The 20,110-nt window shown below is 45.7% G+C and carries 17 protein-coding genes; 11 read left to right on the plus strand and 6 right to left on the minus strand.

Going from position 1 to position 20,110, the window contains the following annotated elements:
* The first annotated feature begins 164 nt into the window (after window positions 1-164).
* From OI18_RS13550 to OI18_RS13570, 5 genes are all read left to right on the plus strand, one after another.
* Window positions 165-1,019 carry an ROK family protein gene (locus OI18_RS13550; protein WP_039140570.1) on the plus strand — a complete coding sequence of 285 codons (855 nt, stop codon included), beginning with the start codon at window positions 165-167 and terminating at the stop codon, window positions 1,017-1,019.
* Window positions 994-2,157 (plus strand): AraC family transcriptional regulator, encoded by a 1,164-nt coding sequence (locus OI18_RS13555; RefSeq protein WP_039140573.1) that lies wholly within the window; start codon window positions 994-996, stop codon window positions 2,155-2,157. Before OI18_RS13550 ends, OI18_RS13555 begins: the two co-directional genes overlap by 26 nt.
* Window positions 2,158-2,169: 12 nt before the next feature.
* Window positions 2,170-3,078 carry a CorA family divalent cation transporter gene (locus tag OI18_RS13560; RefSeq protein ID WP_052273207.1) on the plus strand — a complete coding sequence of 303 codons (909 nt, stop codon included), beginning with the start codon at window positions 2,170-2,172 and terminating at the stop codon, window positions 3,076-3,078.
* A 367-nt stretch (window positions 3,079-3,445) separates the two neighbouring features.
* Window positions 3,446-4,774 carry an alpha-L-fucosidase gene (locus tag OI18_RS13565; protein WP_039140575.1) on the plus strand — a complete coding sequence of 443 codons (1,329 nt, stop codon included), beginning with the start codon at window positions 3,446-3,448 and terminating at the stop codon, window positions 4,772-4,774.
* Window positions 4,775-4,857: 83 nt separating this feature from the next.
* On the plus strand, window positions 4,858-5,475 hold the full coding sequence (locus tag OI18_RS13570; RefSeq protein WP_039140577.1) for a cysteine hydrolase family protein: 618 nt from the start codon (window positions 4,858-4,860) through the stop codon (window positions 5,473-5,475).
* A 20-nt stretch (window positions 5,476-5,495) separates the two neighbouring features.
* Here OI18_RS13570 and OI18_RS13575 read toward each other — a convergent pair whose 3' ends face one another.
* The 4 genes from OI18_RS13575 to OI18_RS13590 all read right to left on the minus strand — a co-directional run bounded on the left by OI18_RS13575 (window position 5,496) and on the right by OI18_RS13590 (window position 12,275).
* Window positions 5,496-5,963 (minus strand): hypothetical protein, encoded by a 468-nt coding sequence (locus OI18_RS13575; protein WP_039140578.1) that lies wholly within the window; start codon window positions 5,961-5,963, stop codon window positions 5,496-5,498.
* Window positions 5,960-7,420 carry a sensor histidine kinase gene (locus tag OI18_RS23830; protein ID WP_160290235.1) on the minus strand — a complete coding sequence of 487 codons (1,461 nt, stop codon included), beginning with the start codon at window positions 7,418-7,420 and terminating at the stop codon, window positions 5,960-5,962. The genes OI18_RS13575 and OI18_RS23830 overlap by 4 nt, the downstream gene beginning before the upstream one ends.
* Before the next feature lie 278 nt (window positions 7,421-7,698).
* Window positions 7,699-9,093: a sigma-54-dependent transcriptional regulator gene (locus OI18_RS13585; RefSeq protein ID WP_039140580.1), complete on the minus strand. Its 1,395-nt coding sequence runs from the start codon at window positions 9,091-9,093 to the stop codon at window positions 7,699-7,701.
* Window positions 9,090-12,275 (minus strand): sigma 54-interacting transcriptional regulator, encoded by a 3,186-nt coding sequence (locus tag OI18_RS13590; protein ID WP_082037971.1) that lies wholly within the window; start codon window positions 12,273-12,275, stop codon window positions 9,090-9,092. The genes OI18_RS13585 and OI18_RS13590 overlap by 4 nt, the downstream gene beginning before the upstream one ends.
* Window positions 12,276-12,442: 167 nt before the next feature.
* On the opposite strand from OI18_RS13590, the gene OI18_RS13595 reads away from it, so the two are divergent.
* The 3 genes from OI18_RS13595 (at window position 12,443) to OI18_RS13605 (ending at window position 15,953) form a co-directional block, all read left to right on the plus strand.
* On the plus strand, window positions 12,443-13,315 hold the full coding sequence (locus OI18_RS13595) for a helix-turn-helix domain-containing protein (protein ID WP_160290236.1): 873 nt from the start codon (window positions 12,443-12,445) through the stop codon (window positions 13,313-13,315).
* A gap of 103 nt (window positions 13,316-13,418) precedes the next feature.
* Window positions 13,419-14,747 carry an alpha-L-fucosidase gene (locus OI18_RS13600; RefSeq protein ID WP_039140582.1) on the plus strand — a complete coding sequence of 443 codons (1,329 nt, stop codon included), beginning with the start codon at window positions 13,419-13,421 and terminating at the stop codon, window positions 14,745-14,747.
* A 9-nt stretch (window positions 14,748-14,756) separates the two neighbouring features.
* Window positions 14,757-15,953: a cytochrome-c peroxidase gene (locus OI18_RS13605; protein WP_039140583.1), complete on the plus strand. Its 1,197-nt coding sequence runs from the start codon at window positions 14,757-14,759 to the stop codon at window positions 15,951-15,953.
* A 19-nt stretch (window positions 15,954-15,972) separates the two neighbouring features.
* On the opposite strand, the gene OI18_RS13610 is transcribed toward OI18_RS13605, so the two are convergent.
* Window positions 15,973-17,106, minus strand: a complete 1,134-nt coding sequence (locus OI18_RS13610) for an NAD(P)/FAD-dependent oxidoreductase (RefSeq protein WP_039140585.1) — start codon at window positions 17,104-17,106, stop codon at window positions 15,973-15,975.
* A 204-nt stretch (window positions 17,107-17,310) separates the two neighbouring features.
* Between OI18_RS13610 and OI18_RS13615 the strand changes: the two genes are divergently transcribed.
* A complete protein-coding gene (locus OI18_RS13615; protein ID WP_039140588.1) occupies window positions 17,311-17,748 on the plus strand; it encodes an SWIB/MDM2 domain-containing protein in 438 nt (145 codons plus the stop codon).
* 51 nt (window positions 17,749-17,799) lie between these two features.
* Here OI18_RS13615 and OI18_RS13620 read toward each other — a convergent pair whose 3' ends face one another.
* Entirely contained in the window at window positions 17,800-18,273 is a 474-nt protein-coding gene (locus tag OI18_RS13620; protein ID WP_039140591.1) for a group II truncated hemoglobin, read from the minus strand.
* Between the two features lie 54 nt (window positions 18,274-18,327).
* Here OI18_RS13620 and OI18_RS13625 point away from each other — a divergent pair, with 54 nt between their 5' ends.
* Together OI18_RS13625 and OI18_RS13630 are read left to right on the plus strand one after the other, a co-directional pair.
* Window positions 18,328-18,840 (plus strand): RidA family protein, encoded by a 513-nt coding sequence (locus OI18_RS13625; protein WP_039140593.1) that lies wholly within the window; start codon window positions 18,328-18,330, stop codon window positions 18,838-18,840.
* Complete coding sequence (locus OI18_RS13630; RefSeq protein ID WP_039140595.1) at window positions 18,840-19,862, plus strand: DUF481 domain-containing protein; 1,023 nt, start codon at window positions 18,840-18,842, stop codon at window positions 19,860-19,862. Before OI18_RS13625 ends, OI18_RS13630 begins: the two co-directional genes overlap by 1 nt.
* Window positions 19,863-20,110: the final 248 nt, after the last annotated feature.

The raw sequence follows: 20,110 nt of genomic DNA on the forward strand, positions 1-20,110 counted from the left end.
TTACGGATCATTAGGCCGGTACGCAAATGCGTATAATAATCCTCAAAATGCGTATCTTGGTGTTATCAAATTATTATTGCGCATTTTGATGGATTTACTGCGCGAATTCAGGAGCGCTTTCGTTTCTGCCGGGTTAGATTTGTTTCATTCAACCCGTGTAAGTAATGATTATTGGAATAGATCTGGGAGGCACAAATGCAAGAGCTGCAGTTGTCGATAATGGCAAGGTGATAGAGGCGCGCCAGACAGTTCTTTCGGACAAAAATTCGCTCGACAGTACATTGGAACAGCTGTACTCGATAATTTCGCCGCTTATTAAATACGATATTGAAGGCATTGGGATTGGTGTTCCCTCTGTTGTTGATCCTGAAAGGGGAATTGTGTATGATGTTGTCAATATCCCTTCATGGAAGGAAGTAGAACTGAAGCAGCTTTTGCAGTCGCGCTTCGGAAAGCCTGTTTATATTAACAATGATGTGAAATGTATGGCGCTGGGGGAGAAAATTTACGGCCAGGCTGCTCCTTTTTCTTCATTTGTTGTCCTTGGCATTGGTACCGGCCTGGGTGCCGCGGTAGTTGTTGATCATAAGCTGTACGAGGGCGTGTATTGCGGGTGCGGGGAAATTGGTTATATCCCGTACCTGGACAAAAACCTGGAGCATTATGCCAGCGGCATGTATTTTGAAATGTTCTCAACGACATCTCATGCCGCATACGAGTCAGCCCTCAGGGGAAACGATGAAGCCCTTGACTTATGGAAGTCTTACGGACACCACCTGTCACAGGTAATGAAGATCGTGTTATACACTTATGCGCCCGAGGCGATCATTCTCGGTGGCGGTGTCTCAAATGCGTTTCCTTTTTTCGAGGAATCCATGTATGCCGGAATGAATGATTTTATTTTTTCAAGAACCTTGAAACAGGTGAAGATAATGCGTTCTTCTTTGGATAATATTGCAATACTGGGAGCCGCCGCCTTAGTACACAGCCGTTATGAACAAGATCATTTTACTTTTTGATATTTCGGAAAGATATGGCCAGAGTCTGATGCAGGGTATAGTGAGGTATTATAAAGAAAACGGGTCTGCTTTATTTTGCCGGATGCCATTGTATTACCGGGAGTCCCTCGGAATCAAGGGGATCCTGAAGTTTGCCCGGGACTGGGGAGCCCAGGGCATTGTGGGACAGCTTAATAACTCAAGACAGGTAAAAAAAATAGCAGAGTCGGGGATTCAGCTCATCCTCGAAGACTTTCACGAAAGGTTTGAAGATTTCCCCAATATTACCGGCGGGTATTTTGAGACTGGTCAGATGGGGGCGGAGTACTTTGTAAATAAAGGGTTCAGGCATTTTGCATTTTATGGCTTCCGCAATATCGTATGGTCACGGGAACGATCTGATGGTTTCGAACATTACCTTCATGAGCGGGGGTTCGATGTGTATAATTTTGAACACGAAGACCTTCATGAAACGGACCTCTGGTTTTACAAGCCCTCTTCATTGAGCAAATGGCTCAAATCGTTACCCAAGCCAATCGCTATTATGGCCTGTGATGATATGCGCGCACAACACATTACCGAAGCTTGTAAACATGCCAGCATCCGGGTTCCTGAAGACGTAATAGTTTTGGGGGTTGACAATGATGAGCTTACCTGCAACCTTTCGGATCCGCCATTATCAAGCATTAACCTTGATACTGAAAAAGGTGGTTATGAAGCAGCGCGCCTGATGGACCTCATGATCCAGGGGAAAGTAAAAAAGCCGCAGAATATCATGGTGATGCCAACGTATATCGTTACTCGCCAGTCTACAGATATCACAGCCGCACATGACAATGATATAGCTGCTGCATTGAACTATATCCACAAGAATTTTGAGAACAACATCAATGTAAGTAATGTGCTGATCCAGGTTCCTATCTCCCGACGTTCGCTGGAAAAGCGATTTCTGCACGTTACGGGTACCAGCGTTTACCAGTATATTTTCAAGCTCAGGATGCAGCGGTTTTCACAGCAGTTGCTGGAGTCAGACAGGAGAATATCCGAGATCGCACTTGATGCCGGCTTTACGCTTACAAATAATATTTCCCGCCAGTTCAGGCAGATCTATGGATGCACACCCGGCGAATACCGGAAAAAACATCTTCCAAGGCTTTAATTTTTTCGACTTATGGCTATAGTCAGGAAAATTGTTACAGAAAAGTTGAAATGGATAGATGTCACTGATCCGTCGGCTGATGAAATGTCCGCACTTGCCAGCGAATACAACCTGAACGAACATACGGTGCGGGACTGCCTCCAGCCAGAACATCTTCCTAAGTACGAACGGGACGAAATCAACAATGTGGATTTCCTGATACTTCGGTTTTATTCCTTTACACATCAGTCGCACATCTCAACTATCCAGGAACTGACTGATAAAATTGCCATCTTCTCCACCCACGACCTGCTGATCACTATTCACAAAAAGGAAACCCCATTTCTTGAACCGTTGGCGAAAAGATATGAATCAGTACAACGAAAGATCAGTGCCCCGGGCTTGTTGTCGCGCATCATCTGGCAGGCTTTGGAAACCTATGACGATCCCGCAAACCGGATAACTGAGCAGGTTGATTTTTATGAAAAGCAGGTGATGTTGAAACAGATGGACAGCGACATCACCGAAGCGCTCTATTACATAAAACGCCAGGCTATAGTTTCTCATAAGGTACTGACGCTAATGCTCGAGCCGATCAATCATATTTTTATTAAGTCAAGAGAAGAGGCACCCCTGCTCCAGGATTTAAAAGACCAGCACCTGAAAATGCAGACTGTTTATGGCCAGATCGTGGAAGAAGTTAATAACCTGCTGAACCTCTCTATGTCATTTGCTGCGCAACGCACGAATGAAGTAATGCGCATTCTAACTGTTTTTTCCGTGTTCTTTATGCCGCTCACTTTCATCGTGGGCGTGTACGGTATGAACTTCCTGTTTATGCCTGAACTTCGGCAGAAATGGGGTTACCCGGCAGTACTTCTCCTTATGCTGGTAGTAGCCGGTGGAATATATTTCTGGTTTAAAAAGAAGAAGTGGTTGTAGTGCGTTTCGGACTGTAATTTGCCTTGAAGGATCCTGCTTTCATGCTGCACCCTTCTGATCCCGGAGATTTCCGCAAAAATGTGAAGCTTACTATTGTTCCTGCCTGTCTTTTTCATTTTTGTTAGACCTCATCCAGAATCCCAGTGTTACAAAAAATAGTGTAACAAAAAGGAAAATTACTTCTATCCCCACATGCCAGGTTTACACTTACAACAAGCCGGGTCGCCTGAATGTTTGGTGACTTTCTGGCAGCGTAACAGCAGGTAGGTGAAATTTCAGGCAGAAAAGGGAAGATTTCAGGATTCGGACCATCCCGGGGAAATTTTACTTTTACCCATTGGTTTATCCCCGCTTAACTCAATTAGAAATGAAAATAAAAAGCACTGTCGCAGGGTTGTGTTTCCTGTCAGCACTTAATGTAAATGCACAGTCAAAGGTTGAAGCAACCGGTATTAAAGATAAAATGCAATGGTTCGCTGATGCGAAACTCGGAATATTCATTCATGAAGGTATTTATGCCGTAAATGGTATTGATGAATCCTGGAGTTTTCATAATAAGAAAATCAGCTATGCTGATTACATGAAGCAGCTGAAAGGTTTTACCCTTAAAAAATACGATCCTGCTTTCTGGGCAGACCTGATCCAGGAAAGCGGTGCGCGGTATGCGGTTATTACAACAAAGCATCATGACGGGGTTGCTATGTACGATACGAAAATGAATAACCTGAGCAGTGTAAAAGCAACACCTGCTAAAAAGGACATGGTAAAGCCCTTTTTTGAAGAGCTCAGGAAGCGCAATATCAAATGCGGCGCATATTATTCTTTGATCGACTGGTCGCACCCCGACTACCCCGGTTTCCTGAAAGACAGCTCGAGATATAAAGTGGCTTCCGATTACCCAAGGTGGAACCGGTTCCGGAATTTCTTCCAGGGGCAGATCAGCGAGATCAGTACCCAATTTAAGCCGGATCTGTGGTGGTTTGATGGTGATTGGGAGCATTCTGCCGAGGAATGGGAATCACAGAAAGTACGGAATATCATCCTTGCCGGAAATCCCAATGCAATCATAAATGGTAGGCTGCAAGGTTACGGTGATTATGAAACCCCGGAACAGAACTTCCCGGTTAGCCGCCCGAATTACAACTGGTGGGAGCTGTGCATGACCACTAACGACAACTGGGGCTTTCATCATGACAATAACTGGAAGACGCCTCATGAAGTGATCACAATATTTGTGGACGCAGTTGCTAATGGAGGTAACCTGCTGCTCGATATGGGACCTATGGAAGATGGAACTATTCCGGCTGAACAGGTGAACGTTTTGAAAGAATTGGGTGCCTGGAATAAAAAACACGGCGAGGCAATATTCGAAACCGTAGCCGGAATTCCGCAGGGGCACTTTTATGGAGCAACAACTTTGTCGAAAGACTCAAGTGTACTTTACCTGTTCCTCCAGGGAAAGATCTCAGGCGAGATAACGCTTAAAGGCCTGAAAAACAAGATCGACAATATTACAGTCCTGGGTAACGGGACAAAGATCGAGCATAAGATTGTCGGAAAGATCTCCTGGAGCCCGGTACCCGGACTGGTTTACATAAATGTACCGGAAAATGTGCTGGACAAATACGTTACTGTTCTGAAAGTGAAACTGGATGGTCCGATTCGTTTATACAGTGGCAGGGGTGGACTGCAATAACAGTTTTATCTAAGTTTTTCCTTCATTAGTCCATTGACTAAGACAATCCCGGATTGTAGTTTCGGCGGGTAAATCTTCATTCGATGAATATGTATCCGCCGGATAAAACAGCATTGGTATTGATTGATCCATTCAATGACTTCCTTTCTGAGGGAGGCAAATTGTGGTCACTCACTAAGGAAACGGTAGAAGGAGTGGGGCTGGTAAAAAATCTGAAATCACTGGTAACGGCTGCCAGGAAGTTGAACATGAGGATAGTTTATGCTCCGCATCATCATACGGAGAAAGGTGATTACCTGAACTGGAAGTTTATGGCCCCTTCCCATGCCGGTAGTAAGAAAACCATGTTGTTTGAAAAGCACAGCTGGGGTGCGGAATTTCACCCGGAACTTGCAGCCCGGGAAGGCGACCTGGTTGCCCAACACCACTGGACCAGCAGCGGATTCGCCAACACCGACCTCGATTTTATCCTAAGGTTGCATGGAATTGAATACCTGGTGCTTGCCGGTATGAGGGCAAACACCTGTGTCGATTCCACAGCCAGATATGCAATTGAACTGGGCTACCATGTTACCCTGATCCGGGACGGCATTGCGGCTTTCAGCTGGGAAGAGATCCGGGCTACCGTAGAAACTAATTTTCCCCATTACGGACATACATTGTTAACCACTTCGGAGTTTATCCGGACGATTAACCTTTGACTCACTTAATTTTCGGGTGGTTACTTTTCGCCTTTGACTGGAAGAAAAATATCTGTCCGGTCAACATTTCTCAGTGCGAGACAGAAAGTGTCGATGCAGCCGCCCTGGCGGAACAATACTGCCAGTTGCAGGATCTTCTCTTTTTCAGGTACACCAAAAAAGCTCCTGATATTGGGAATGGTGTATGACCATTTGTTATTACCTGCGGGTTTAGCCCTTGCCTGCTCATCCTCCGAACCCCAGGAAAATTTCACGTACCGCCAATGATTGGGATTTATGGAGCTGTCGGTGATAAGGCCAAGATGCACATACACAGGGCCGTTGAAATTTAATAGACCTTTGTTCCCGCCATTTGCGTTTGCAAAGATCGTTACCGGGCTCTTGTCGTCAAAGGATTCCGGTTCCGTTTTCACTACGTCATAGCTGCAGCCGCTGATCAGGATAATGGTAAATAGCCACAGGAAGTTTTTTGGCCGCAATCGCGTCATCGTGATTTCGTTTGGTCTATAATAATACGTGTTCCTTTTCTATTTTCAATACTGAATCGCGCCGACAGGTCTTCACTCAGGCCTCTCATCAGTTTCAGGCCGAGTGATTTATTGTTGCCTGCATCAAATTGTTCAGGCAGGCCTATCCCATCGTCTGAAATCTCCAGTATGAAATGATTATTCGATGATTTTGTCAGCCTGATGTTGATTTCCCCCTGGCGTTGCATCGGGAATGCATACTTTAACGCGTTTGTGACAGCCTCATTAAGGATCAGTCCAATGGGTACAGCCTGTGAAATGTCTAGTGTAAGGGAGTCAAGGTTTGTTTGGATGATCACCCGCTGACCGGTCTCATAACTCTCCTGCAGGTTTTTGATCAGCTCAAGCAGGTATACTGAAATCTCGATCCCGGTCGATTTACTTTCGGGCTGGTAAAGTTTCTGGTGAATAAGTGACATGGCAAAGACCCTGTGCTGCGTATCACGAATTGCATTCAATGCATCATTCTTAAGATAGGCCGACTGTGATTCAAGAAGGCTGTTAATTGTATGAAGGTTGTTTTTTACCCGGTGATGCACTTCTTTCAGTAACCATTCTTTTTCTTCTACCAGGCGCTGAAGTACGGTATTGTTTTCATTGATGAGTTTTTGCTGTGTATTGAGCTTCCTGACCTGCTTCGCAATAATAAAACTCAGGGCAATCAGCATGATGAATAGCAGCGTAATAATAAACGCATACAAAGTTATATTCAGCTTGTCCTTTTCAACTGAAGCAACCCTTTCAGCTTCGATGACCGGTAATATATTGCCTAGCTGCACCATACGCTGCCTGGCCCCGAAAGTTTTAGCATCACTCGCCGCTTTTTGAATGAATAACGAAGCATTCTCAATGTCGCCCAGCTTAAAGAGTAAGGTGGCCAGGTGCAAAATGGCAGTAGTTTCTTTTGTTGAGGAACGGATGTCTGCAATCGCTGCCTCAGCCAGCAATATGATCGCAGAATCTGTCATGCCTCTTCTGATGTAAATGTCACTGAAAGTCGAATAGGCAATAGCTTGTTCATGTAATGTCAGCGCCGGATCTTTTGTCAGCCGGTTGAAGTATTGGCCTGCTTCCCGGATATCTTCCTGCCGGATGCTTTTTAAGCCTTCGTAGTATAACCTGGTGAATGAATTTTCGGGTGACGAACTGATGCAGGAATCTATATAATTATCCGCCTGGACATTGTATAGGTCTCCAAAAATTCCCGCCTGGTTGTATTCCGATAGATCCGTATAACTGCGTGCTTTGAGAATATAGTAGGATGTTTGTACGGAATCCGGAAGGCCCTGGGGACTGAAGAGTTTCAGCGTGTCGAACATTTCCTTGAACATTCCCGCTGAAAGCAATACTGCACAGATTTTCAATTCAGCCTGCTTCGCAAGCAGTGAATCCGCGCCTGCTGCTTCTTTCAATTTCATCGCATAGAAATACGCAGAATCAAATTTGAAAACGGAATATGCCTCCTGGATCTTCAATAAATGCCTGAATTGATTGCCGCCTCCACTTTCTGGTGCGTCCGAGTGCAATTCTGCGATGGACTTTATTTTCCCCTTATCGTAATGGTAAGATTTGCCTATTTCATTTCTGAGTGCGTATAACCATTCTGATTTGTTGTTCTGGCAAAAAATGGTTGTTGCTGCCAGCTGGAACAGTGTGCACAGAATGGCAGTTAAGAAGGTGTTATGACGGGTTTTTATCAATGATAATAATGCTCCTTGTTGATTGCGTGTTTTTTTATTTTGGCATTAAGGGTAGACACATGAATATTTAAGAGTTGCGCCGCACCCCCTTCGCCGGAAATTTTACCGTGGCACTGGACCAGGGCCGTAATAATATGTTCTTTTTCATTTTCTTCAATGGATTTTAAAGTGCCGGCATCACTGCCTGGCAGAGCGGCTTTTTTTCCTGTTTGAAAGGGTAGGGCTATTTCTTCTATCCTGTTCCCTTTCGCCAGCAATACAGCTCTCTCAATCAGGTTTTCAAGTTCCCGGATGTTGCCGGGCCAATCGTACTCCAGCAACCTGTCCAGGGTAACCGGTGAAATGTCATCGACGCTCTTGCCTGTCACCCTTGAATAGTTCCGTAAGAAATGACGTGCGAGCAGGGGAATGTCAGACCTCCTGTTCCGCAGCGGCGGCAAGGTTATCGGGAAAACATTAAGCCGGTAGAATAGGTCGAGCCGGAATCTCCCGGAAGCTATTTCCTGTTCGAGATTTCGATTTGTTGAAGCAATGACCCTGACATCTGTTTTAATTGTGTTACGTCCACCCAGCCTTTCAATTTCCTTTTCCTGCAGCACACGAAGCAGTTTCACCTGCGTTTCCAGGGGCATCTCGCCAATCTCGTCAAGGAAGATTGTTCCACCATTCGCCTGTTCGAATTTACCGGTCCGTTTTTCTACTGCGCCCGTGAATGCTCCACGTTCGTGGCCGAATAATTCCGACTCTATAAGTGTGGATGCCAATGCTGCACAGTTCACCACTACAAATGCTTTGTTCCTGCGTTTTGAATGTTCATGGATCGCAGCTGCGATAACTTCCTTACCTGTACCGCTTTCTCCAAGCAATAATACAGACGTATCTGAAGGTGCCACACGGGAAACCATTTTCAGGATGTCCCGGAATTCAGGGCTTTCTCCAATGATGTTGTTGAATGCATTCTCCTTTTCATCTCCGCGGATGCCTGTGTTGTTCTCCTTTTTTCTTCCATGGATCTCCATGAGTTCTTCATGCAGGTACCAGGCAATATCCAGCATTACAAGCAGCTCTTTTTCCCGGAATGGTTTTACCAGGAAGCCATAAGGACGGGTAACTTTTGCTTCTTCCAGTGTTTTTTTATTGGAATTGGCAGACAGGTAAACGAAACCGATATTCTTTTCTTTCAGAACTTTCGCAAGATCAATTCCTGTCTGGTAGCCCTGGAGAAATATATCCAGTAAGACCATATCCGGCCTCTCTCTTTCAACTATTTCCAGCGCTACGGGAACAGACCTGGCAATGGTGCAAACGTGATACCCCGATTTCTCAAGGATCATCTGCAGGTTGTTGGCCTCGATAAACTGGTCTTCAACGATCAGCATTTTCTTTTTCATGTAAACATTTTGTTTTTCCTGATCCCGAGTTTTTTGATCTTGGAATTCAGTGTGGATACAGGTAGTTTGAGGATCTCTGCTGCTCCGCCGGTCCCAAAGATTTTTCCATTGCACTCATTGAGAACACTGATGATATGGTCACGTTCATTTTCTTCGTGTGACTTCAGGTATTGTTCCTTCAGGCTGTTTTTCAGTTCCTGTTTGTTGTTGACCGGCAGGTGCACTTCTTTTATCATTGAAGTATCGGCAAGTAATACGCTTCTTTCAATCAGGTGCTCCAGTTCACGTACATTGCCTGGCCAGTTGTATGCGAACAACTGTTTCATTGCCCTGGCCGAAATATTGTTGATCTTTTTGCCGGTGGTTCTTGAATATTTGTCTATAAAGTGGGCTACGAGCGAAGGAATATCCTCCTTCCGGTCCCGCAGCGCAGGAAGGCTTACGGGGAAAACGTTAAGCCGGTAGTACAGGTCCCGTCGGAACCTTCCCTCGTCCACCTCTTTTTGAAGGTCGCGATTGGTTGCGGTAATAATGCGGACATTCACTTTGATCGTGGACTTTCCCCCAATGCGTTCGATCTCTTTTTCCTGGATCGCACGCAACAATTTTACCTGCAGGTCATTCGGGAGTTCGCCGATCTCATCAAGAAACAAGGTCCCGTTATTGGCCAGTTCAAATTTCCCGATACGCCGTTCCGTTGCACCGGTGAAGCTACCCTTTTCATGTCCGAATAACTCGCTCTCGATGAGGTTAAGGGGCAACACCGCACAATTCACTTTTACCATCAGGTTGTCCTTCCTCGGTGAAGTATTGTGGATGGCACGGGCAATCAGTTCTTTACCAGTGCCTGTTTCCCCTAGTATCAGCACCGTGCTGCTGGCATATGAAACCTGTGACAGTAATTGAAATACCTGTTGCATGCTTACACTGGCACCAATGATCTCATTGTAGGCATAGGCACTGCTCACTTCTTCCTGCAGGTACTGTTTCTCTTCTTCCAGCTGTTCTTTATAACGGCTGATTTCAGCCATCTGCCGGACGATCCTTTCATTTGCCAGGATGTTTGAAAGTGCAATTGAGATCTGGGCACTGATGCCCTGCAGCAGGTTCAGTTTGCTGGTAATTGTTTCGGTGTTTGCCGCTTCGGTATGAAAGAACAGCACGCCCAGTTTGTTGTTGCCTACGCGTAAAGGTGAACCGACCGCTACCTCAATTCCCACTTGCTGCCAGAACTGAACATACATCGGTATCTGGTCGCTGCCCGTAATATTACTTACGATAAAAGTAACCGCCTGTATTGAGCCGAGTACCTCATCGAAATAGCCATCCCTGATGGGATGCCTGTTTTGGATAACACTATTAAAATCTTCATGGTTCCTTATCCTGTCTTCAAGGTCGAACAGGTAAACGCTATGCGTATCACCGTCATCATTGATCAGGCCGATCGCGAAACCCTTTGCGCCGAACAATTCTCCCATCCTGTCCTTTACCACGCTGAACAGGTCATCCTTGTTCCTTACACCTGCAATATCTTTAATGAAGTTCAGCAGCACTGATTTTTCCTGGTCACGCATCCTGATCTCTTCGTTCGCCAGTATGTTGGCAACGGTTGTTCCCAACTGGTTTCCGATGCCCTGCACAATATTGAACTGGAGTTCTGAGAATGTCCGTTTTTTATTGGCAAATACGAACAACACACCTATTTCCCGGTTCCTGTCCCGCAACGAAATACCAACCATCTCCACAGTTCCATTTTCATGCAGAAAGCGGATATATGATGGCGCGTTTCCCTGGCCCAGGATCTCATCAATGTCAAATATTACCGGCCTTCTGGACCGGAGCGCAACCTCAAATACACCGTCAGGGTAGGGATGATGTGCAGCACGCATTTGTGGATACCGGCTGTCTGTTTGCCTCGACGAATGTTCATTAACCAGGAATGCACTGAATGTTTTATTGTTGCTATCGATTTTGGAAATGGAGATATCACTGTAAAAAGACAGGCTTTCCAGCTGTTGCCTGAGGATCTGCAACAGGTCCTGTTTATCGCGGATGGAAGAAAAGGCGCTCGCAGTTGATAACAGGATCTCGTTCTTCCTGCTTCTTTCCCTGATTTCCTCATGATAAATGATATTCACCATCGCCGTTGCGAAATGATGGGATACTTCTTCCAGCAATCGCCTGTCTGAACGGGAGAATGAATTGTCTTCTGCAGACAGCAGCACCATTGTACCAATAATATTGTTATTGTGTTTAAGCCGGATCCCGGCCAGCTCCTTAATGCCTGCCTGCTGCAGGAATTCTATATGCACCATACCTTTATCCAGCAGGTCCCTGACCGACAACACAACTGCCTTTTCAGAATTCATGATTACGTCATGTATGCCGTCTGCAATCGGGTATTCCCTGAAGGCGATGTCCTGGAAATCCGGATGCTGGCTTGTCTTCTCGCATGATTCCAGGAACACCCGGAACGTTTGCTTTTCCAGGTTGAATTTTGTAATGGCAATATCGGAGAACTGTAATGCTGACTGAAGTGTTTTCTGGATAGCAGTGATCATGTCATTTTTATTCCGGATCGCTGCTATTGCATGGCTAACCGCCATCAGCACCTGGTTTTCCTTTTCCTTTTGCCTGATCTTTTCATTATCTGAAATATTGCTTAAGATGATCGCTACCTGGTCAGCCACCTTCAGGATCAGTTTTTTGTGATGCTGTTTGAAAGCTCCCTTTTTATCTGACCACAAGGTTAGTACGCCAAGAACCTGGTCGCCATAATGCAGCGCTGTTGAAATGCTTTCCCTGATTCCTGCAGCGTAGGAAATCTTTGCATAGTAAGGCGCTCCCGGCCAGTTACATACAGCTTCGAGATCATATTGAACCGGCTGTTTTGATTGGAGTATATGTGAAATGAACCGTTCATGGATGCTGAACATGCCAGTCAGTACCCGTGCGTATTCCGGGAACCGCTGTCTCGATTCTGAAGCCACTCGCAGAAATGGTTGTATTGTTTCGGTTTCATTATCGAGCCGGCAGATGAAAATGTCTTCAGTCTGGAACAGCTCTTTGAGTTTTGGCTGAATGAGCTGCAGAATGTTCAGCTTGTTGCTTGAAGTTGCTATGTCATTGATCACCGAAAGCAACATCTCATTTTCATGGACTGTCTGCGGTTGTTTTGGCATTTAATAAAGTTAAGCCAAAGCCCTGTTCAAATAGCACCAACAATTTCACCAATTAGCGAAATACCGACAGGAACATATCTTCCAGTTGAGCTGTATATGATTGTAAATGAATGTATTACACATTGGCATCCGAATTGACATATATAGCCTGGACCAAACCCTGTATCATGCAATCAACTTCAGTTCGTAAAGACTATTACCAGGCGGGTCATCATTTCGGGATCGACGACCTTCAAGCGATAACCCCGGATAGCCAGATCCTGGCCAGCCAGGATCGTCTTACGCTTTACGAGTTTATCTGGTTGAAAAGTGCAGAGGGGACAATCATCGTCGACCATACGATCAGTGCCGTCAGGCAACAGGCCGTCTATTGCTTTCTCCCCGGCCAGGTAAGGCATTTCCATTTTACCGGCCGGGTATGTGGGTTCAGGTTATCGTTCTCAAGGGAATTTCTTTTCCTTGGCAGCAATATTTCGTCAATTGATAATTGGCTGGATGAGCACCTGAACCCTGCTGTCCCGGTAATCATCGCAGGGGAAAAACTGGAAAATGAAATAGATGGTATTTGCAGGAAGATGCAGGAAGAAGTGGAGCAACGATTCCTGTTACACGATGCGTTACTCTCAGGATTGTTGAATATGCTTATGATCTATTTTTCGAGGAACGTGACCGAACTTGAGGGGGGAGCAGCAGGTTCCGGCGACCGGTTACTCGTGAGCAGCTTTAAATCCCTGCTTAAGCAAAGATTTATTGAGAAGAAGCAGGTTTCTGATTATGCTGACGAACTGTGTGTGACCGCAAATTATCTCAACCGTACGGTCAAAAAGATTACCGGGATAACAGCCAGCCACCATATACAGCAACAGATCATCCTTGAAGCCAAGCGGATGGCCATTTACTCCAATGAAAGCATGAAGCAGATTGCCTACCGGTTAGGATTCGACGACCTGGCTCATTTCAGCAAGTTTTTTAAGAACAAAAGCGGGATGAGTTTCACCTGCTTTAAGAAGGCCTCCCTGGCGAGCCGGCTGGCGCAATAGTTAATGTACTGTCAGACTTTGATAAAATTGAGTAAGCAATCACGATCTGCAGGTTGCCAAATCTATTACCTTCAAAGGTTGATTAAATACATTTTTTTGCGCCATGAAAAAGACCATCGTTGCTCTCTCAATTCTTGCCCTAAGTTCAGCTGTAAACGCGCAGGAATATATACCCGCCAAAGAAAACATCGCAGCCCGCACCCAGTTCCAGGATAATAAATACGGGATGTTCATTCACTGGGGATTGTCGAGCATGCTTGGCGATGGTGAATGGGTAATGAATAACCGGAACATAAAAGTGACAGATTACAAGCGCCTGCTGACTGCTTTCAACCCCTCGGAATTTGATGCAAAGCAATGGGTGACTACGGCAAAAAATGCCGGGATGCATTATATCGTGTTCATCACACGGCACCATGACGGATTCTCGAACTGGGATACCAAATATTCAGACTGGAAAATTACCAATACCCCGTATCGTAAAGATGTACTTCGCCAGCTTGCTGATGAGTGCAAGCGCCAGGGAATCAAGTTGGGATTGTATTATTCCACACTGGACTGGTCGCGCGATGACTATCCCTACGAAACGGGCAGAACCGGGCAGGGTACAGGTCGTACAGCAAAGAGCGACTATGCATCCTACCTGCAGTTTATGAAGAACCAGCTGACCGAGCTGCTGACCAATTACGGTGAGATCATGTCAATCTGGTTTGATGGCCACTGGGACCAGACTAACCCCGAAGGTCATACGGACCGCACGTCCCGTATCGATTGGAAGTATGATGAAATCTACGGCCTGATCCATCGCCTTCAGCCACAATGTATGATCGGCAATAACCATCATTTGTCACCCATTTCCGGCGAGGATTTCCAGATGTTCGAACGCGACCTGCCGGGAGAAAATAAATCGGGTCTCAGCTTCCAGGAGGCATCTGTGGAAGTGCCGGTTGAAACCTGTGAAACAATCAATGGTTCATGGGGCTATAACATTACCGACAGAAGATTTAAAACTGTGGATGAGATCATTCGCCTCCTGGCAGGTGCAGCTGGGAGAAGCACAAATCTCCTGCTCAACGTGGGACCAATGCCCAATGGACTCATCCAGCCCGAATTCTGTGATTCGCTGGCTGAAGCCGGTAAGTGGCTTCAGCAAAACGGGGAAAGTATCTATGGTACTCGTAGCGGTCCCCTTGCGCCACAGCCCTGGGGCGTTACAACAACAAAAGACAAAAGGATCTTTGTTCATTTCTTTAGGTCCCCTGCAGGCAACAGTGTTTACCTGCCAGGTGTAACAGGAAAGGTGAAATCGGCTGTTCTTCTCGGAACTGAAAAGGCAGTTAAGTTTCGCCAGTACAACGAGGGCCTTATTATAAACCTGGATGGAGTGGAATTAACGGGGCCTGATACCGTTGTTGAGTTGAATGTAAAATAGGGAAGAAGAATGCGGTTAAAAGTAATAGTGATCCTGGTAGCTTTGATCGTTTCCTGCCTGGTCATGGTCGAAAGCTGTAAGTCTCCTGCGGATGAGCGCAAACCCGCTCACCGCAGGAAGGAACAGGTTGATCCTGGTAAAATTTCCGCCTTGCCTGAAACTTTTGAATCACCTGCAGGCAATCCGACAACTGCACAAAAAATCGAACTCGGCAGGTTGTTGTTTTATGACCCGGTGCTGTCAGGCGGCAATGACGTAGCCTGTGCAACCTGTCACCATCCCGAATTCGGTTACGCAGAAAGCCTGCAGCTATCCATTGGCGTTAATGGTCGTGGCCTTGGCGAACAGCGCCATTTTAACTCACGCAATAAGATCCCGTTTACAAAGCGGAATGCACAATCGCTGTTAAATGTGGCGTTCAGCGGTATTGACCAGGAAGGGAATTATATTCCTGCAGAAGCCCCAATGTTCTGGGATCTCCGGGCCGGGGGACTCGAAGAGCAGGCGATGATGCCGGTTCGCACGTTGGAAGAAATGCGCGGCCATGGTTATGGGGAAGAAGATATTACAAATGAGGTTGCAAAGCGAGTTGGGAAAATTGCTACATACAGGAAGCTTTTTAAATCGGCATTTGGCACTGATGAAGCAGTTTCTGTTGAAAATATCAGTAAGGCCCTGGCCAGCTTCCAGCGCTCCCTTGTGGCAAATAATTCCAGGTTCGATAGGTATATGCGGGGCGATAAAACGGCTATGTCTGCCCGCGAAATCGAAGGCATGCAGCTGTTCATTAGCAGCGGCTGCGCCAGGTGTCACAGTGGCCCGATGCTTTCTGACTATAAAACACACGTATTAGGCGTAGCTGAAAGTGAACTGCTTTCGTTACCTGATTCCGGGTTTATGAAAAGCTTTGCCTTTCGCACCCCGACCCTGAGAAACCTCAGGTTTACCCGGCCGTATATGCATAACGGTAAAATCCAGACATTGAATGATGTACTCACTTTTTATGAAGATCTTCCGGGAAAAGATCTGCCAAATCCCCATGTAAAAAAGGAACAATTGGATACCCTTGCCGGCATGGTCAAGGTGAAGTTTGGTGATATCAATACGATCGTCGAGTTTTTGAACACGCTTAACGATGAAAAGTACGACCGCAAGATCCCTGAATCAGTACCAAGCGGTTTACCTGTTGGCGGAAACATCCATTAATGAGTAAGCTGCATTCAGCTCACCTTCCAAACCAGCGTTGGATCCTGCTTGATCCGAATATTTTTTTTTCCTCGAGGAGCGTTTCGGACGGCTCCGTATAGGCGCCGGTAGGTTTTGGTCCCGAAAAGAAATTGACATTTACCTTTCCCACCCGGCCACCTCCAAACTCAACATAACAGGTGCCTTCACCGGAATATGCCAAAGGCCCCTGTTTGTTATGCCACCACGCAATAATGGATTCTGCTGCCACCCGGCCTGCACCTTCTGCAAATACTCCTGCCTTGGGTGTTCCAACGCTGGTTACATCGCCAATGGCATAAACCCCTGCGTAATTTGTCTTCAGGTTCTGCGGGTCAACCGGGATCCAGCCGTTGACGGTCATCCCGCTTTTTTCAACGACTGCTGGCACGCGGTGTTTGGGAATACCCAGGAAGAGATCAAAGGGAAGAACCCGTCCATCGTCTAATACTGCCGCCTTTTGTAAAGGATCAATTTCACGCACGATTTGTTTGGGAATATATTCGATGTTCCTTTCTTCAAAAGCCTTTAGTAATGCTTTGGAGGTTTCCGGTGACGGCGGAACCGGCAGCCCAAAAGGCATTACCAGGGTTATCGAACAGTGTTGTCGTATATTCCGCCGGGTGAGATAATCGTGCATCAGAAGTGCTGCCTCACTTGGTGCGGGCGGACATTTAAAAGGAGTTGAACAGACACCCACAACTATCCTGCCTTTGGAAAAAGCAGGTAAAATCGTCCGGAGAGTTTCAGCGCCAGGGAGTGAATAGAATTCATTGCCACTCTCTTTCAGCCCTGGAGTTCCTGCTATATCATAGTCGGCTCCAAGTGCCAAAACCAGGATGTCTGCCTGGTATGTTCCGCCATCAGTTGTAATTCTTCTTTCCACCGGGTCGATCGCCGTTATATTCTCCTGGATGAACTTAACGCCCGGTTTGTTAATGGCCTCGTAGGGGACAAGCACTTCTTCCGTCGTTCTGTGCCCGAACATGACCTCAAACTTTGAGAAGCCGAAATAAAACGAATCGCTTTTGTCGATCAGCGTCAGATCAAGGTCATTTCCGAGTTGCTCAGAAAGGATGGAACTGAGCTCAAGCCCGCCAAAGCCGGCACCTGCAACCACCACTTTTAACTTCATGGTAAAAGAGATTTGGGGAGGAAAAATGATGCTACAATTTACTTAATCACCTGTACTGTTTTACCCGGTATCCGAGCTTAATGGCGCCGGTAGTGGATTTTTTGCCTGTTTCCGAGGGAAATTCCTCCTGAATTACTTCTTTTTCATAAATACATTTTCTTATTTTAGTAGAAGTATCCAGTCATACTAACCCAAACATCTACCATGGCAACATCTAAGAAAGCGGCTCCAAAGAAAGCTGCAAAGAAAGCGGCTCCTAAAAAAGCTGCACCTAAAAAGGCGGCAAAAAAGGAAGCCCCGAAAAAAGCTGCTAAGAAAGCGGCACCCAAAAAAGCGGCTCCTAAAAAAGCTGCAAAAGCTGCTCCTAAAAAAGCTGCAAAAAAGTCTGCCCGTAAGCCGAATGCGGCGTTTATGGCTCCACTGGAACCCAGTACTGCACTCGCTGACGTTATAGGTTCAAAGCCTCTGCCACGGACAGACATCATTAAGAAGATCTGGGACTATATCAAGAAGCAAGGACTCCAGGATTCAAAGAACAAGCGCATGATCAATGCCGATGCAAAACTGAAAGTTTTGTTTGGCGGTAAGTCTCAGGTTTCTATGTTCGACCTGGCCAAGATCGTTAGCTCCCACGTGAAATAAATGGGAAGGGAAGAAATTAAGAATGTCCGTGGTAAACCCTGCGGACATTTTTTATTCCGGTATGTAAGGACCACCTGTTTCACCCCATCCCCAGCTGGGCATCGGCTCTTGCTGGTCAACCGGGTTATTGATGAGCCGTGAATTTATTACTGCGATGCGCGTACCCCATTCAAGGTAACCAACAAACGCTGACCGGAATTCGGGATCACTTTTAAGTCCGACTTCATCAGCAGTTACCAGTAAGAGCTGCATCCAACGCTGTCTCTTTTCTTCGTCCAGCATCTTCCCGATATGTTTTCCGATCATTGAAGAATGGCTCCCTTTGTCCTGGTTCGTATATTGTTTCTCACCACCAAACACTTCTGCAACGAAATGCGCTACATGTTGCACGTGGTCTGGTGACATATTCCTGAATACATCTCCGAGCAGGTCATCTTTCAGGACCTTATCGTAAAAACGTGAAAACAGCGTTTCAAATGTTTCCATGTTTCCCGCCCATTCAAAAAGTGTTGGTACTTTGCTCATACTAATAATTGATTTGGTAATTTACAAAAACTCTTCCCCATAAATCGGTTGCGTATGAAACTGCTTATGCTCGTCCTCGCACTGGCGCTTACCCACATATCGGTTGCCCAGACGCCCGAACAGAACCTGGATAAATTGAAAATAAAGTTACCACCTGCAAGCGCTCCTGTAGCCAGTTATGTTAATGCAGTTAGGACTGGAAACCTTGTATTCCTTGCAGGGAAAGGACCAAAGAAAGAAAATGGAGAATACATTACAGGCAGGTTGGGAGAGAACCTTACCATAGAACAGGGATATGAAGCAGCACGGCTTACAGCTGTTAACCAGGTTGCCGTTTTGAAAGACCTGCTTGGCGATCTCGGCAAGGTAAGGAGGATCGTGAAAGTGAATGGATTTGTAAACAGTACGGCTGAGTTTTATGATCAGCCAAAGGTTATTAATGGATATTCCGATTTGTTGATCCAGGTTTTTGGCGATAAGGGTAAACATGCCAGGACAGCACTTTCGGTTAATGCTCTGCCTTTCAACATGGCCGTTGAAGTAGAAATGGTAGTGGAAGTGGAATAATGAAACCCACGTTTTTTTGTATAGCTTTTCTTCTGTCAGTTTCCTGTCTTGCACAGGAAATAAAGGATACCATTTTCTTCAGTAATGGCAGCATGATCATTGGCGAATTGAAGAAAGTCAAGCTTGGTATACTGACCTTCGATCCGGATGATGTCAGTGACATTACCATACAGCAAAGGAAAATTTCTGCGATCTCCGCAAGAAGTAAAGTATTCAGGATCGAGACGATCGATAACCGCTTTTTCTTTGGTACGATAGCTGTACATGAACAGAAGAACCTCGTGTACATATTAAGTAGTGGTGATACTACGGTAATCAGTATCCAGGACATTTCGGTTTTGTATGCTTTTGAAAAATCTTTCGCTCAGCGTTTCACCGGATCGGTTGGACTGGGTTACACCTATACCAGGTCGAGCGGCTTTGGACGACTGAATTTCAATACCGATATTAATTATGCCTCGAGAAAAGGTGAGGTTATTATTTCAGCTTCAGGTATTTATTCCATTTATGATTCGTTGTTCAGCCGCGATCGTGAAGATGCAAGTGTCAAGTATAACCACTACTTCATAAGAAACTGGTTTGGTACCGTTTTTCTCGCGTACCAGCGAAATCTTGAACTCGGTCTGCAACGTCGTTTTATGCAGGGTGTGGGTATCGGAAATAAATTTATCCGCAGCAAAAAGGTTTACAGCTGGGCACGGACAGGATTTGTTTTAAATATGGAAAAAAACACGGAAGGCGAAAGTTCAGGAGCACTTTCTGAATTATTTGGTCAGCTGCAAATAAACTTCTACCAGTTTGAAAAGCCCAAAATAAGTTTCCAGGTTGCCGAGTCGATGTTCTATAGCCTGTCACAGGGAAATCGATTCCGTAATGATGGTTCATTTAATGTGACCTGGGAAATCATCAGCGACTTCGATTTAGGATTCGAATTCTATAGCAACTTTGACAACAAGCCACCAGTAGCTGAAAACCGGAAGTTTGACTTCGGTATTGTCTTCTCCATCAACTACAAATTTTGATTGCAGTATTTTGATTACTGGAAATTTATTATAGCTTTGCGTTCTCTAACAATATTGTGTAACCTTAAATGCACAATCATATGATTCGGAATACCTACATATCATCCCCGTTTATTGCCGCCTGACCAGGCTGGTGAAGGTTTTATTGCAAATTGATAGTCTTCGGTAGTCACATGATTCTTAGCTAATCGGTTTCTTCGGTTGCGCATACATGTTAATCAATTTACCGTCTCTCTCTTTTTGCTTAA

The organism is Flavihumibacter solisilvae (genome assembly GCF_000814475.1).
Taxonomy (GTDB): Bacteria; Bacteroidota; Bacteroidia; order Chitinophagales; family Chitinophagaceae; genus Flavihumibacter; species Flavihumibacter solisilvae.